Origin of the sequence: Myxococcus sp. CA033, from assembly GCF_013336625.1 — a bacterium.
GTDB lineage: Bacteria > Myxococcota > Myxococcia > Myxococcales > Myxococcaceae > Myxococcus > Myxococcus llanfairpwllgwyngyllgogerychwyrndrobwllllantysiliogogogochensis.
Map to the genome: position 1 here is coordinate 155786 of NZ_JABUMU010000003.1, position 14178 is coordinate 169963.

At 69.0% G+C, this 14178-nt stretch carries 14 protein-coding genes; 10 read left to right on the top strand and 4 right to left on the bottom strand.

The genetic code is table 11. The annotated features are described in order from the left end of the window. Positions 1–15: 15 nt before the first annotated feature. On the bottom strand, positions 16–1458 hold the full coding sequence (locus tag HUA78_RS10940; protein WP_174476243.1) for an ELWxxDGT repeat protein: 1443 nt from the start codon (positions 1456–1458) through the stop codon (positions 16–18). 236 nt (positions 1459–1694) lie between these two features. Here HUA78_RS10940 and HUA78_RS10945 point away from each other — a divergent pair, with 236 nt between their 5' ends. From HUA78_RS10945 to HUA78_RS10955, 3 genes are all read left to right on the top strand, one after another. Further along, the gene (locus tag HUA78_RS10945) at positions 1695–3113 is read left to right on the top strand and encodes a galactose oxidase-like domain-containing protein (RefSeq protein WP_174476244.1); all 1419 of its coding nucleotides are present in this window, start codon (positions 1695–1697) and stop codon (positions 3111–3113) included. 22 nt (positions 3114–3135) lie between these two features. Continuing rightward, complete coding sequence (locus HUA78_RS10950; RefSeq protein WP_174476245.1) at positions 3136–3837, top strand: zf-TFIIB domain-containing protein; 702 nt, start codon at positions 3136–3138, stop codon at positions 3835–3837. An 84-nt stretch (positions 3838–3921) separates the two neighbouring features. Continuing rightward, a complete protein-coding gene (locus HUA78_RS10955; protein ID WP_141640994.1) occupies positions 3922–4281 on the top strand; it encodes a PilZ domain-containing protein in 360 nt (119 codons plus the stop codon). Positions 4282–4293: 12 nt separating this feature from the next. On the opposite strand, the gene HUA78_RS10960 is transcribed toward HUA78_RS10955, so the two are convergent. Continuing rightward, the gene (locus tag HUA78_RS10960) at positions 4294–4947 is read right to left on the bottom strand and encodes a TetR/AcrR family transcriptional regulator (protein ID WP_174476246.1); all 654 of its coding nucleotides are present in this window, start codon (positions 4945–4947) and stop codon (positions 4294–4296) included. Beyond that, on the bottom strand, positions 4947–6056 hold the full coding sequence (locus tag HUA78_RS10965; protein ID WP_141640996.1) for a saccharopine dehydrogenase: 1110 nt from the start codon (positions 6054–6056) through the stop codon (positions 4947–4949). The genes HUA78_RS10960 and HUA78_RS10965 overlap by 1 nt, the downstream gene beginning before the upstream one ends. Before the next feature lie 347 nt (positions 6057–6403). Between HUA78_RS10965 and HUA78_RS10970 the strand changes: the two genes are divergently transcribed. The 5 genes from HUA78_RS10970 (at position 6404) to ureG (ending at position 11246) form a co-directional block, all read left to right on the top strand. Further along, a complete protein-coding gene (locus HUA78_RS10970; RefSeq protein WP_371745548.1) occupies positions 6404–7249 on the top strand; it encodes an urease accessory protein UreD in 846 nt (281 codons plus the stop codon). 85 nt (positions 7250–7334) lie between these two features. Next, positions 7335–8105, top strand: a complete 771-nt coding sequence (gene ureA / locus HUA78_RS10975) for an urease subunit gamma (protein WP_141640997.1) — start codon at positions 7335–7337, stop codon at positions 8103–8105. Beyond that, positions 8102–9817, top strand: a complete 1716-nt coding sequence (gene ureC / locus HUA78_RS10980) for an urease subunit alpha (RefSeq protein ID WP_141640998.1) — start codon at positions 8102–8104, stop codon at positions 9815–9817. The genes ureA and ureC overlap by 4 nt, the downstream gene beginning before the upstream one ends. Before the next feature lie 16 nt (positions 9818–9833). Further along, positions 9834–10496, top strand: coding sequence for an urease accessory protein UreF (locus tag HUA78_RS10985; protein ID WP_174459868.1), 663 nt, complete (start codon positions 9834–9836; stop codon positions 10494–10496). Positions 10497–10508: 12 nt separating this feature from the next. After that, complete coding sequence (gene ureG / locus HUA78_RS10990; RefSeq protein WP_174476247.1) at positions 10509–11246, top strand: urease accessory protein UreG; 738 nt, start codon at positions 10509–10511, stop codon at positions 11244–11246. Between the two features lie 63 nt (positions 11247–11309). On the opposite strand, the gene HUA78_RS10995 is transcribed toward ureG, so the two are convergent. Beyond that, a complete protein-coding gene (locus HUA78_RS10995; RefSeq protein WP_174476248.1) occupies positions 11310–11693 on the bottom strand; it encodes a hypothetical protein in 384 nt (127 codons plus the stop codon). Positions 11694–11889: 196 nt separating this feature from the next. Between HUA78_RS10995 and HUA78_RS11000 the strand changes: the two genes are divergently transcribed. Beyond that, positions 11890–13269: a hypothetical protein gene (locus HUA78_RS11000; RefSeq protein ID WP_174476249.1), complete on the top strand. Its 1380-nt coding sequence runs from the start codon at positions 11890–11892 to the stop codon at positions 13267–13269. A gap of 32 nt (positions 13270–13301) precedes the next feature. Next, positions 13302–14138 carry a ceramidase gene (locus tag HUA78_RS11005; RefSeq protein ID WP_174476250.1) on the top strand — a complete coding sequence of 279 codons (837 nt, stop codon included), beginning with the start codon at positions 13302–13304 and terminating at the stop codon, positions 14136–14138. The last annotated feature ends 40 nt before the right edge of the window (positions 14139–14178 follow it).

A 14178-nucleotide genomic window follows, 5' to 3' on the forward strand; every position in this document is an offset into this window, starting at 1 on the left:
CCTGGACTCACCGGCTCAGGGAGGACACCCCCCATCCGGCCGGATGAGCAGGGCATACAGCCGCCGGACGCCCGTGTTGTCCTCGGCGGTGAAGAACGCATGGTCCTGGGAGCGCGTGAAACTCCTCGGGTTGGAGGAGAGCGGCCCGGGCGCGATTTCCGTCAGGGACACCGTGGAGATGCGCACCCCGTCGCCCACCCACGGCTCCGCGCCCCGGTTGCGAATGGACGCGCCGAAGAAGAGCAGGTCCTCGAGCGTCGTCAGCTCGCTCGGGAACGAGCTGCCCGCTCCGGCTTCCAGGTCTCCGAACAGGCGCGTGCGCTGCTCCGTGCCGTCGCTGTCCCAGGGCTCCACGCCATAGACGCCGTCATTCGCGGCGAAGAAGAGCTGGTTGCCCAGCACCGCGAAGTGCTCGGGATACGAGCCCTCGGGTCCCGGGCGGATGTCCTCCACCCGCGTGGTGCCCGCGGGGGTGCCGTCGCTGCGCCACAGCTCCATGTCCTCGATGGCCATGTGCGGTGAGGCGCCGAACAGCAACCTCCCGTCCACCCCCGCCAGCTCTCCCACCATCCCGAACTGGCCCAGCATCACCGGCGTCGCGCCCGCGTCCGTCACCATCAACGTCCCGCTCCTGCCGTGGGAGCCGCCGCCTCCGTGCACGCCGCCCTCGACGAAGAACAGCTTGCGGCCCACGGGCGTCAGCGGACTCGGGATGCCCTGGTCGCTCGGCGTGCGGAACACCTCCACGGCGCCGGGGCCGCCCTCCGTGCGCATCAACAACGTGAAGGTGCTGAGCGCCGAGCGCAGGAAATACAGCGCGCCATCTCCTCCCTGGGTGAGCTGGGACGGAGACGAGTCCTCGGTCCCCACCTCCAGGTCCTCCACCAGGAACGTGCCCGCGGACGTGCCGTCGCTGCGCCACAGCTCGCGCCCGTGCACCGGGTCTCCCGCCGTGAAGTAGAGCAGCCCCTTGAACGCGAACAGCTCGGTCGGGAACGAGCCCACCGCGCCGGGCCAGATGTCCTTCACGCGTCGGGTGCCGTCAGTGGTGCCATCCGTCGCGAACAACTCGCGCCCCGCCACCGGGTCCGTGGCGGCGAAGAACACCTGAGTCCCCACCCGCGTGAACCACCGGGGGTCCGAACTCCCGCTTCCGACAACGAGGTCCTTCAGCAGTCGGGTCCCCGCTCCCGGCACGCCGTTGCTCACCCACGGCTCGCGACCTCGCACGCCGTCGTCCACGCTGAACACCAGGCCCGTCGGGCCAGGGGCCAGGGGTGGCGAGAACGGTGTCTCCTCCACCGCCGTGACACCCAGCGACACGGCGGTCCGCGAGCAGGCCTCCCAGGTGCTCACGAGCGGGGATGCGGCCTCCCCCGCTGGCTCCGACGAGCCCGGAGCGGAGGAACAACTCGCGAGCAGACACACCATCCCCAGGAAACGACGCCGGTACCTCATCGGGACTTCTCCTCCATCCGCGCGAGCCGACCGCGGGCGCCCTTGAGAGGACACCGACGTCGAGACCTCCGCGCGAGCGTGAGACGAAGCCAATTCGCGCCGCGAGACAACGACCCTCCGGTGGGAGCGCCACGTCGCCCAAGCAGCACTGTTCGAGACGCGAGAACAGCTATGCACTTTGCGCCGCGCCCCTACGTTCTGCCGCCGCCATTGAAAAGCACTCACCCGGAGCGCTCATGAAGCCCCTCGGCCTCACCCTCCCGCCACGCGCGCATGCGGTCTGGCTCCTCGGCCTCGTGCTGCTGGCGACTTCAGCCCGCGCGCAAACCCCCGCGCAGGTCGGTCGCTGGTCCAGTGTCATGAACTGGCCCATCACCGCCACCCACCTGAGTCTGCTTCCCGACGGCAAGGTGATGTTCTTCGGCGAGTTCGAGGAGGGCGACCTGCCTCCCATGCGCTGGGACCCCACCACGGGGGCGCTCTCTACGTTTGCCTCCCCCAGCTACAACATCTTCTGCTCGGGCCACTCCTTCCTCTCGAACGGGAAGATGCTCGTCTCCGGGGGACACATCGCGAGCCACGTGGGGCTCGACGACGCGAGCCTCTTCGACTTCGCCACCAACACCTGGACGCGCCTGCCGGACATGAACAACGGGCGCTGGTACCCCACCAACACGACCCTCTCCAACGGAGACGTGGTGGTCACCTCCGGAGAAATCGCGGGGCCCGGCGACATCAACCAGATTCCCCAGCGCTTCATCGCGGGCACCAACACCTGGAGGACGCTGACCAGCGCGCAGAAGAACTTCCCCTACTACCCGAAGATGTTCCTCGCGCCCAACGGACGGCTCTTCTACGCGGGCTCCCTGCGCCTCTCGCTGTGGTTGGACCCCAACGGCAATGGCGCCTGGACCAACGGGCCGCAGAGCCTCTTCGGCGGCCGCAACTACGGCCCCGCCGTGTACATGGACGGCAAGGTGCTCATCATCGGCGGCAGCGAGCCGCCCACCGCCACCGTGGAGCAGATAGACCTCACCGCCGCCACGCCCGCCTGGCAGTACCGGGCCGCGATGAGCATCCGACGACGCCAGCACAACGCGGTGCTCCTGCCGGACGGCACCGTGCTCGTCCTCGGTGGCAGCAGCGGTCCCGGCTTCGACTCGGCCGACTTCCCCGTCTATTACGCGGAGGTCTACAACCCGGCCACCAACACCTGGACCTCGCTGGCGAGCAACGTCCGCTACCGCGGCTATCACTCCACCGCCCTGCTGCTGCCGGACGGACGCGTGCTGTCCGCGGGAGGACGGCTCGAGCGCACCGCGGAAATCTACTCTCCGCCCTATCTCTTCAAGGGCGCGCGCCCCGTCGTCACCGCGGCCCCCACCACCGCCCTGCCCGCGAGCACCTTCACCATCACCACGCCCGACGCGGCCAACATCTCCCGCGTGTCCCTCATCGCGCTCGGCTCGGTGACGCACACGTTCGACATGAACCAGCGGCTGCTCACCCTCAACTTCACGCGCAACACGGGCAGTCTCACCGTCACCGCGCCCGCCAACCGCAACCTCGCGCCGCCCGGCTACTACCAACTCTTCATCGTGAACAACGCGGGCGTACCCTCGTATGGCCGCAGGCTGCGCATCCCTCCGCCCTGATTCATGGAAGGATGCACATCGCATGAAGAGCGACTGCCCCATCTGCCCACAACCTGCCCCCACGCTGCGCGTCATCGACCTGCGCGGTGTCTCCGTAGACACCTGCACCCGCTGTCACGGCCATTGGCTGGACGCGGGTGAGTTGGAACGGCTGGCACCGGGCTGGAGGACAGAGGCCGTCCAGGCGGCCCTGCCGACGGCGACCCGGCGCTGTCGACACACGCGACACCATGTTTCAGCGACACATGAGCTGTGCGGGCTGTGTGGCGCACCCGCCGCGCGCTGTCCGTCCTGCGCGGAGTTCCTCTCCCAGGTCCGCACGGAGGTGTGCTCCGTGGACCTGTGTGGGAGCTGCCATGGCCTGTGGCTGGATGCGAATGAACTCAAGGCGTTGATCGACTGGCACCAGCGCTCCAAGCGTTCACTCGTGGTGGGTGCGGCGGTGGTGGGCACGGCGGCGGCAGCGGCTGCCGCGGCGGCGGCGCTGTCCCAGGTGACCGCGGGCAGCCCCGAGCGCTCCCGGGCCGCCGAGGTCCTGACGGCCTCACTGGAGCGAGCGGGAGACGCGGCGGACGTGGTGGAAGTCGGAGAGATGCTGGTCGTCACGGTGGAGGCGGCCAGCGAGGGCCTGGGCTCCGCCGCCGGGGCGGCCGTGGAGGGAGCGAACGTGGTGGGAGAAGCGGTGGGTGGGTTGCTGGAGGTGGTGGCGGGGTTGTTCCATTGACCCACCTGCACATGGCTTCTGAATCCCCTATGCTCGTGACAGGCCCGTGAGACCCGCCGGATTGTGACGGGGGGAGTGCCGAAGATGAGCCAAGTGAGCACGAAGAGCATTCCAGCGGATGACCGTCGTCTGTTTCCCCGTCTCCAGGCGCCGCTGTATGCGCGCCCGGCCCGGCTGAAATTCGGCGACAAGCGGCAGGTGCTCGACGCGAGCCTGGGAGGCGTGCGCATCTACTCCGACGAGCAGTACGCCGAGGGCGCCCAGCTCGAGGTGGACCTGTTTCCGGGAGACGGCTCCACGCTGGAATGTCGCGCGCGCGTGGCGTGGCTGCGCAAGCTTCCCAAGGACGCGGTGGCCCGGTTCGAAGTAGGCCTCGCGTTCACGGACGTCTCTCCGGAGACGCTGGAGCGTCTCAAGTCCGTGCTCGTCGCCGAAGAAGACTGAGCCCCTGAAGGCTCACGTCCGTCCGGCGACGTCGTCCCACAGGGCGCGCAGCTCCTGTTCCAGTCCGGGCACGGAGGAGGCGCGCAGGCTGCCTCCGCCGCGAAAGAGCGACAGCCCCTCGAAGAAGGCCATCAGCAGGGCCGCGCGTCGCTCCCGTCGGGCGGGCGTGAGGTCGGGCGCGAGCTCGCGCAAAAGCTCGACGATGCCCTTGCGATAGCCCGCGTAGAAGACGCCCAACGCTTCGGCCACCATGGTGTCCCGCGCGGCCAGGGCCCACAGCTCCGCGAAGAGCTGGAAGTGTTGGGGTGACTCCTGGTCCTCCAACAGGGCCTCCAGCGCGTGCCGTGAGCGCTTCACCGGGTCCTGCCCTCCCCCTTCCATGCGCTCGCGCACCCGGCGGATGGCGGTCTCCAGGTAGCGCGCGAGCAGCGCGCGCACCACGTCCTGCTTGGTGGGGAAGTAGTACTGGAGATTGCCCAGGCTCAGGCCCGCGCGCTGGGCCACGCCGCGCAGGCTCAGCCCCGCGTAGCCGTCCTCCACCAGCACCTCCATGGCCGCGTCCAGGATGCTCTCCACGCGCTCGTGGCCCTTGGCATGGACCGCCGTGCCCTCTCGCGGCTTCGCGGAGGGGAGCTTCCCGGGGGACTTGCTCACGCGTGGGGGCATCAGGCCGCCTTCCTCGTCGGCACCTCGGCGGACGACGCTACCTCATCGAGCCGCACGGTGACGCCGCACGCGCGCAGCGTGGCCAGCATCTGCTCGGGCCTCGGCTCGTGCTCCGGGAACCACACGCCGGAGGACGGAGGAGGCGCGCCATCCAGGCCCAGGAGTCGCTCGACGCCGAGCAGCGCGCCCACCGCAGTCAGGTGCGCCTGACCCTTCGGGTCCACGACCTCGATGCGGGTGCGGCCATGCTCGCCCTCGAGGTCCGCGAGCCACGCGGCCTCGCCGCCCGTGCCGCTCGTCGCCAGCAGCGCCCGGCGCAGCGGCGTCAGTCGGGGATGCTGGAGCAGACGCAGGATGCCCAGTCGCTGGAGCACCACCAGCGACCACGTCGCCGAGCCCGAGTCGAACCCCAACCGGGTCGCCACGCCGCGCGCGCCCAGCACCATGGGCAGCGTCGCCTGCTCGGGCGTGTCGAGCCGGAACACCCGCGTGCTCCTTCCATCCGAGAACGTCACGCGCCGCCCGTCCGTCAGGGGCAGCACCTGGCGCTCCTGGCCGCGCTCCGTCACGTCGAAGGACAGCCCCAGCCGGTCCATGTACTCCAGGGAGTCCGGCCCCGCCTCGTCCGCGAGCGCGAAGCGGATGCCCACGTCCACGTGCTCCAGCCGCCCCAGGCGTCGCGCGGCCATCGCCACCAGTCGCGGCACCAGCCCCGCCATCCACGCCGAGCCCAGCATCACCGGCCCCCGAGGAGGCGTGCCCGACAGCCGCAGCACCGCGGCTCGCACCCGCGACGTCCACCGGGTGATGTCCAGCACGGGAATGCCGTCGCGCGCCGCCGACATCAGCAGGTGGTCCTCCGGGTCATTGACCAGCGACACCACGGCCCGAGGCTTCACGCCCAGCGCCGCCAGGGGCGAGGGCGCGCGGATATCCAGCGCCACACCCTCGGCTCCACCCAACTGCGCGGCCAGCTCCCGCGCGGGCTCCAGCCTCCGACCGGCGATGACGAGCGGCAACCCGGGATGACGCTCCCTCAACAGGCGGGCGAGCCGGGCGCCCACCACTCCGTAGCCCCCCACCAGCACGACACTTCCCTCGGACACCATGGCGACTCCCACGCTCGGGCACGGAGTGTTTCCGCCCCCATGGGAATCAATATAGGTCATATGACCTAAATTTCACGACAATCGCCCGGGAGGCCCTTCCGGGAGTGCGGAGGGACTCGAAGCTCGACGCACCCACGGCGCGACGCCCGTGGCGAAGCCGGGCACGCGCCTCCCCCTCCACGGGCCCTCGCGGGTCGCTCTGGACATGGCGTGGATGCGCGACGACATGCGCAGCCGCTGCTCCCCTTCTTCTCCGGGGGGCTTCGAGCGCGCTCTTGCAGCCGCGAGTCGCGCACGTTGGCGGGCCGGGCGTTGTGCTCCAGCCTTGTTTGGCCCAGGCTGACCGGGTGAGTCTGGCCCCGCGGTCACCCCTCCCCGAGACATCCCGACGCGCGGGCTTCGCGCACCTCGCCTTCGAGCGCTCGGGCCCACGCACCGTGGTGAGCAAGGCGCTGGCGCACAGCCCGCTGCGCCTGCTCACCCCGCGCAACCACGGCCACGCCGCGTGGGCCTACACCAGCTCGTTCGGGGGTGGCCTCGTGGATGGAGACCACCTCTCGCTCGAGGTGGACGTGGCGCCCGGTGCCACCGCATGGCTGTCTTCCCAGGGAGCCAACCGCGTCTATCGCTCGCCCTCCGGCTGTCGCAGCGACGTGTCCGCCCGCGTGGGTGAGGACGCCCTGCTCGCCTGGGTGCCAGACCCCACCGCGTGTTTCACTGGCGCGCGATACAGCCAGACCCTCGCGTTCCAGCTCGCGCCTGGCGCATCGCTCGTCCTCGCGGACCTCGTCACCTCCGGACGCAGCGCCCGGGGCGAGCGCTGGGCGTTCTCGCACTACGCCTCCACCCTGCGCGTCCACGTGGGCGAGCGCGCGCTCATCGACGAGCGCTGGCTGTTGGACCCCAGCCACGGGACGCTCCCGGAGCGCCTGGGCCGCTTCGAGGCCATGGCCACCCTCCTCCTCGTCGGCCCCGCGCTGGCCACCGCGCGCGAGGCACTGCACGCCCGAGTCACCGCGCTGCCCGTCACCTCGCGCGCCTCCCTCATCCCCTCCTCCAGCCCGCTGGGCACCCACGGCTTGCTCGTGCGCGCCGCCGCCGTGTCCGTGGAGGAGCTGGTGCGCACCACCCGCGACTGGCTCTCCTTCCTCCCGGCGCTGCTCGGGGACGACCCCTGGGCCCGCCGCGTCTGAGCCCCCTCCCTGGCGACGCCCGACAGCTTGCACTACTGTTGACGCGTCAAGTCATGGCGCCTTCGGGCCCCTGGGAGTTGGTCTCGTGCACCTGTCCCCTCGCGACGTCGACAAGCTGTTGCTGCATCAGGCGGGCTTCCTGGCCCAGAAGCGGCTCGCCCGAGGGGTGCGGCTGAGCTACCCGGAGGCTGTCGCCCTCATCGCCACGCAGTTGCTGGAGTTCATCCGTGACGGCCGCAGCGTGGCGGAGCTGATGGACCTGGGGCGGCGCTTCCTGGGGCGCGCGCAGGTGATGGAGGGCGTGCCGGAGATGCTCGCGGAGGTGCAGGTGGAGGGCACCTTCCCGGACGGCTCCAAGCTGGTGACGGTGCACCACCCGGTGGTGGCCGAGCATGGGGATTTGGAGCTGGCGCTGTATGGCAGCTTCCTCCCCGTGCCTTCGCTGGAGCGTTTCAGCGCGCCGGTGTCCACGTCGGATGGAGTGCCCGGTGAGGTGCGCGTGCTGCCCGGCGACATCGAACTCAACGCGGGCCGCGACACCATCTCCCTCACCGTGACGCACCTGGGGGACCGCCCCATCCAGGTGGGCAGCCACTACCCCTTCTTCGAGACGAACCGCGCGCTCGCCTTCGACCGCGAGAAGGCCTACGGCCGGCGCCTGGACATCCCCGCGGGCACGGCGGTGCGCTTCGAGCCGGGTGAGCGCAAGACGGTGCAGTTGGTGGCCATCGCGGGCGAGCAGGTGGTGCGCGGCGGCAACGCGTTGGGCAGCGGCAAGGTGTCCGCCGAGAATCGCGAGCGCGGAATGGAAGCGGTCCGTGCGCAAGGCTTCGGCCATGAAGAGGAGCGCGAATGAGTCGGAAGATGGACCGGCGCCACTACGCGGACATGTTCGGGCCCACCACCGGGGACAAGGTGCGGCTGGGCGACACGGGGCTGTGGGCGGAGGTGGAGCGCGACGCCACCGTCTACGGAGACGAGTGCAAGTTCGGCGGAGGCAAGGTGCTGCGCGAGGGCATGGGCCAGCGCGCGGGGGCCGGTGACGCGGACGCGCTGGACGTGGTCCTCACCAACGCGCTCATCCTCGACTGGACGGGCATCTACAAGGCGGACATCGGAATCAAGGCGGGCCGCATCGTCGGCATCGGCAAGGCGGGCAACCCGGACATCATGGCCGGGGTGACGCCGGGCATGGTGGTGGGCGTCACCACCGAGGCCATCTCCGCGGAGGGGCACCTCGTCACGGCGGGCGGGCTGGACACGCATATCCACTTCATCTGCCCGCAGCAGGCGGACGAGGCACTCGCCAGCGGCATCACCACGTGGGTGGGCGGAGGCACGGGCCCCGCGACGGGGACGAAGGCGACCACGTGTACGCCAGGCATCTGGAATCTCCAGCGGATGCTCCAGGCCACGGACACGATTCCGCTCAACATCGGCCTCACGGGCAAGGGCAACACGTCCATGCCGGAGGGTCTGGTCGACCAGATTCGCGCGGGCGCCATCGGCCTGAAGCTGCACGAGGACTGGGGCACCACACCCGCGGCCATCGACACGTGCCTCACCGTGGCCGAGGACGAAGACATCCAGGTCACCATCCACACGGACACGCTCAACGAGTCGGGCTACGTGGATGACTCGCTGGCGGCCATCAAGGGCCGCACCATCCACACGTACCATTCGGAGGGCGCGGGTGGCGGCCATGCGCCGGACATCATCCGCGTGTGCGGTGTGGACAATGTGTTGCCCTCGTCCACGAACCCCACGCGGCCGTACACGGTGAACACGCTGGACGAGCACCTCGACATGCTCATGGTCTGCCATCACCTGGACCGTGAGATTCCCGAGGACGTGGCCTTCGCCGAGAGCCGAATCCGGGGCGAGACGATTGCCGCCGAGGACATCCTTCATGACCTGGGCGCCATCAGCATCATGTCCTCGGACAGTCAGGCCATGGGGCGCGTGGGCGAGGTCATCTGTCGCACGTGGCAGACGGCGCACAAGATGCGCGAGCAGCGTGGGCGGTTGAGTCAGGAAGCCGGCGACAACGACAACCTGCGCATCCGGCGGTACGTGGCGAAGTACACCATCAACCCCGCCATCGCCCATGGGCTGTCGCACGAGGTGGGCTCGGTGGAGGTGGGCAAGCTCGCGGACCTGGTGCTGTGGCGGCCGGCCTTCTTCGGCATCCGTCCGGAGCTGGTCATCAAGGGCGGCTTCATCGCGTGGGGACAGATGGGGGACGCGAACGCCTCCATCCCCACGCCGCAGCCGTATTTGATGCGGCCCATGTTCGGAGCGCGAGGCCGCGCGCTCGGGGCCACCAGCGTGGTGTTCGTCTCGCCGCGTGCGTTGGCGGAGGGGACGACGCGCGAGCTGGGGTTGATGAAGCGGGTGGTCGCGGTGAAGCGGTGTCGGGGTTTGAGCAAGCGGGACATGCGGCTCAACGACGCGCTGCCGGTCATCACGGTGGACCCGGAGACGTACGAGGTGCGGGCGGACGGAGAGCTGTTGCGGTGTGAGGCCGCGGTGAAGCTGCCGCTGGCGCAGCGCTACTCGCTGTTCTGACCGGGAGCCGCGCGCCATGGGCTCTTCCTGGAAGGTGCTTCAGCTCGCGGACTCGGGGTTTCCCACGGGGGGCTTCGCGCACTCAGGGGGACTGGAGGCGGCGGTGCAGGCGGGCGAGGTGCGTGGGGCGCCGGAGCTGCGCCGCTTCGCGCGGGAGCTGCTGTGGCAGGCGGGGTACGGGGCACTTCCGTTGTTGAGCGCGGCGCATCGCGAGCCGTCGCGACTGCCGGAGCTGGACGCGCGCACGGAGGCGTTCCTCACGAGCCATGTGGCGCACCGGGCGAGCCGCACACAGGGGCGAGCATTCCTGGACACGTGCGCGCGCATCTTCCCGGGGCCGGTGGGGCCGCTGCGCGAGGCAGCGCGGGCGGCGGGGCTGGGCTTCCACCATGCGCCGGTGTTCGGTGCGGTGTTGAACGTGTTGGAGGTCCAGCTGTCGGAGGCGCAGCGGCTGCATCTGTCGCTGACGTTGAGAGGCACGCTGTCGGCGGCGGTGCGGCTGGGCATCATCGGCACGCACGAGTCGCACCAGCTCCAGCATCAGGCGACGTCATTGTTGGACACGGTGTTGGAGCGATGCGCGGGGCTGGGGTTGGAGGAGCTGGCGCAGCCCTCACCGCTGTTGGACTTGCTGGGTTCCACGCACGACCGGCTCTATTCGAGACTCTTCCTGTCCTGAGGTGAAGCGCACATGCACGACGATGACCACCGCGGCCATGGCCATGACGACGAGCACGACCACACGCATGAGGAGTGGGACCATCCGGGCCACTTCGAGGAGCGGGAGGAGCCGAAGAAGCGTGACTACCAGTCGCGGGCCTTCACCATCGGCATCGGTGGGCCGGTGGGGAGTGGGAAGACGGCGCTGGTGCTGGCGCTGTGCCGCGGGCTGCGCGAGCGCTATCGGCTGGGCGTGGTGACGAATGACATCTTCACGAAGGAGGACGCTGAGTTCCTGGTCCGCAACCACGCGCTGTCTCCGGAGCGAATCAAGGCGGTGGAGACGGGAGGATGTCCGCACGCGGCGATTCGCGAGGACATCAGCCACAACCTGCTGGCGCTGGAGCAGTTGATGGAGGAGCTGACGCCGGAGCTGCTGATTGTGGAGAGCGGCGGCGACAACCTGGCGGCGCAGTACAGCCGGGAGCTGGCGGACTACACGGTGTATGTCATTGACGTAGCGGGCGGGGACAAGGTGCCGCGCAAGGGTGGGCCTGGCATCACCCAGTCGGACCTGCTCATCATCAACAAGACGGACCTGGCGCCGCACGTGGGCGCGGACCTGGGTGTGATGGAGCGCGACGCGAAGAAGATGCGCGGCAGCGGGCCGTTCGTCTTCACTCAAGTCACGAAGGACGTGGGCCTGGACGAAGTCATCGAGCACCTGCTCACGGCGTGGAAGCAGCGCACCGGCGCACGCGCGTCCTGACCTCCCCGCGTTTTCCAACAGTGCCTCCCACTGTCATTGATTGGGAGGCGCTGTCGATGCGACTCACATCAGGGTGTCGCCATCCACTTGGAGAATCACCGGACGATTCTCACGGTCCGCGGGGTCATAGGCCACATCCAACACCGTGCCGGGCACCAGCCGGAGGATGAGCTCACGCCCGTGCACCAGACGCACCTGCTCCACGAGCCAGTCCTTGCCCGGCTCCCCTTCGTGCATCAGGAGCCGCAGGTGCATGGTGGCCTCGTCGCCCGCGAACATGGAATCGTATGTGACTTCGCGCAACGTGGCCTTCACCCGTCGGCCATTGGTGAGGATCCAGTTCCGCCGGTGTCGCTGCTGCCGGACCTTTCTGATGGCCAGCGCCCCAACAGCGATGACCAGCAAACTCGAGCCGGCCCAGGCCCACGGATGAGGATGATCAAACATGGCGCCCCTTCGAATGATGCGCCAGGGATACTCCCACCCACGCCATCAACACCGCCAGGACAAAGCGCCGCGCGTGGTGACTCGGCCCGATGGGCGACCCATTTCATGCGGAAACCCCAAGGACGATGGGTCCCCATGACGCGCGACCTGGGCCATATCGGTCCCAGCAGGCCACCTCGTTCCGGACCTCACACCCATGACCTCTCCTTCGCCTCTCGTTCACCTCGCGCGATGTGCCCTGCTCGGAACGCTGCTCTTGCTCACGGCCTGTGGCGACGAGGAGGACCCGTCCCCCGGTGACGCTGACGACGCGGGAGTCCAGGGGCGCGACGCGGGGCGCGATGGTGGGATGGATGCGGGGGGCGACGCCGGAACCGACGCGGGTCCTCCCATCGAGGTGCCCTCGATTCCCGCGCAGACGGTGACGCTGGGCGGGCAGACCTACGTTGCCTACCAACGCGCCGGAGACACGTTCCGCATCGTCTGTCAGGTCCCCTGCCCCATCGAGGAGCCGTACATCTTCGCCCGCTACGAGGGCTTCCGCGCGGTGAAGGACGACCTGCTGTCACTTACGGGCGTCGATGTGGTGCCGAAGATGACGCCGGTGGATATCCACCTCGCCTCGGACAGCGTGTGCGGGAGTCCAGGGAACCGCGCGGGCGCGGCGTTCATGAACACCACACCGGAGGGCCCCGGGCCCGGGTCGAACGTCTGCCTCTGGGAGCTGGAGGCTTCACAAGTGCAGCCCCCCAGCGTCCCGCGTCCTTTGACGGTGGAGAACGCGCTGGCCCGCGAGAACCAGGTGCTGGTGGCACACGAGTACGCGCACGTCGTGTTCTTCCTGCGCCATGAGCTCTCGCACGAATGGTTCGTGCGCGCGATCTCCTACCGCGTCGGAGGAGAAGCGCGGAGCCTGTGTGATGCGACGAACGAGCTGCTCGCGCCCACGGCCTGGAACCTGTGCCAGCAGCATGGGCTCGACTATCCGCATCTCGCGGAGAGCGTGCGACGAATCGACACACTGTGGTCGAGCGGACAAGGAGTGGAGGTGCTCTACCCGGGCGTTCCGCTCGCCACGTCCATCTATCAGTACCACCGCATCCTGGATGGGCTCGCAGGCGAGGACACCTTCACCGGCCTGACCGATGCGGGCGAGCTGCGTCCAAATCAGTGCGGTGACTCCGCGCGCTTCACACCGGCAGGGGGAATCGTCTCCATGTACGGAGGGCGGGTTCGCTGGGAGCTTCCATCAGGGGCCGTGGCCTCGGAGCTTCAAGTCGAGCCTGGAAGCTGGCGCTCGGGCATGGTGGTGCCCTCCGGATGGTCGACGTTCGCTGGGGCGCACAACTACTCCTTCATGCCGGGCGAGCAGCCGCTCCAGAAGCCGGTCCGTCTGACCGTGCGCTACGAGCCGAGCCTCATGCCCGCTGGCGCTTCCGAGGCTTCCCTCACGCTCTACTGGAAGCCCGACACGAGCTTCGCGCAAGAGGTCCCTGGCGCACAGGTGGACACGGTGACTCATACCGTGAGCGGCAGCGTGTCGCGGTTGGGTCGCTACATCGTCGCGCCGCGCTGACTTGAAGTTCGGGTGTTACGCTCCCGGGCATCATGTCTTCGACCACGACGGGCTTCTGGGGCCCGAGCACTTCGACGGTGGACTGGTGCGAGACGAACTACCAGCACCTGTTCCACATCGGAGAGCTGTTCAACTCGGCGTCCAGTCTCATCCTGGTTCTCACGGGCGTGCTGGGCGTCGTGCTGCACCGACGCGTGTTGGAGCGGCGGTTCCTCCTCGCCTTCGCGTTGCTCGCGTTGGTGGGCGTGGGCAGCACGGCGTTCCACATGACGCTGCGCCGCGAGCACCAGATGTTGGACGAATTGCCGATGCTCTATCTGGCCATCGTCATCGTCTACATCCTGCTGGAGGACCGGCCGCGGCAACGGTTCGGGAGTTGGTTCCCGTGGGCGTTGTTCGGGCACGCGCTGCTCGTGACGTACCTGACGGCGTTCACCCGGGGCGCGGTGCAGTTCTTCCTCTTCCAGGTGAGCTTCGCGTCACTGGAGTTCTTCGCGCTGGGCCGGACGTACTTCCTCCAGCGACGCAGTCCTGACGCAGGCACGAAGCGGCTGTTCCAGCTCGGCATCGGGGCCTATGCGCTCGCGATTGTCTTGTGGGTGAGCGACATCCAGTTCTGCCCCACGCTCAACGAGACACTGCCCGCGCGAGGCATCCCCAATCCCCAGTTCCACGCGTGGTGGCACGTGCTCGTGGCCTTCGGATTCAACGCGCTCCTGCTCGTCATCGCGCGGGAGCGGTTGAGGACGCTGGGGAAGGAGTCCCAGCTTCGGGCCGTGCTCGGAGTGATTCCGCGAGTGCTGTTGCCCTCGCGGCTCGGTGAGCAGGTGACACCGCCCTCGTCACGGGATGGAGCAAATCCCACCTGACGAAAAGGAGCGCGCCTTGAGTGAGGTCGCGGTAGCACGC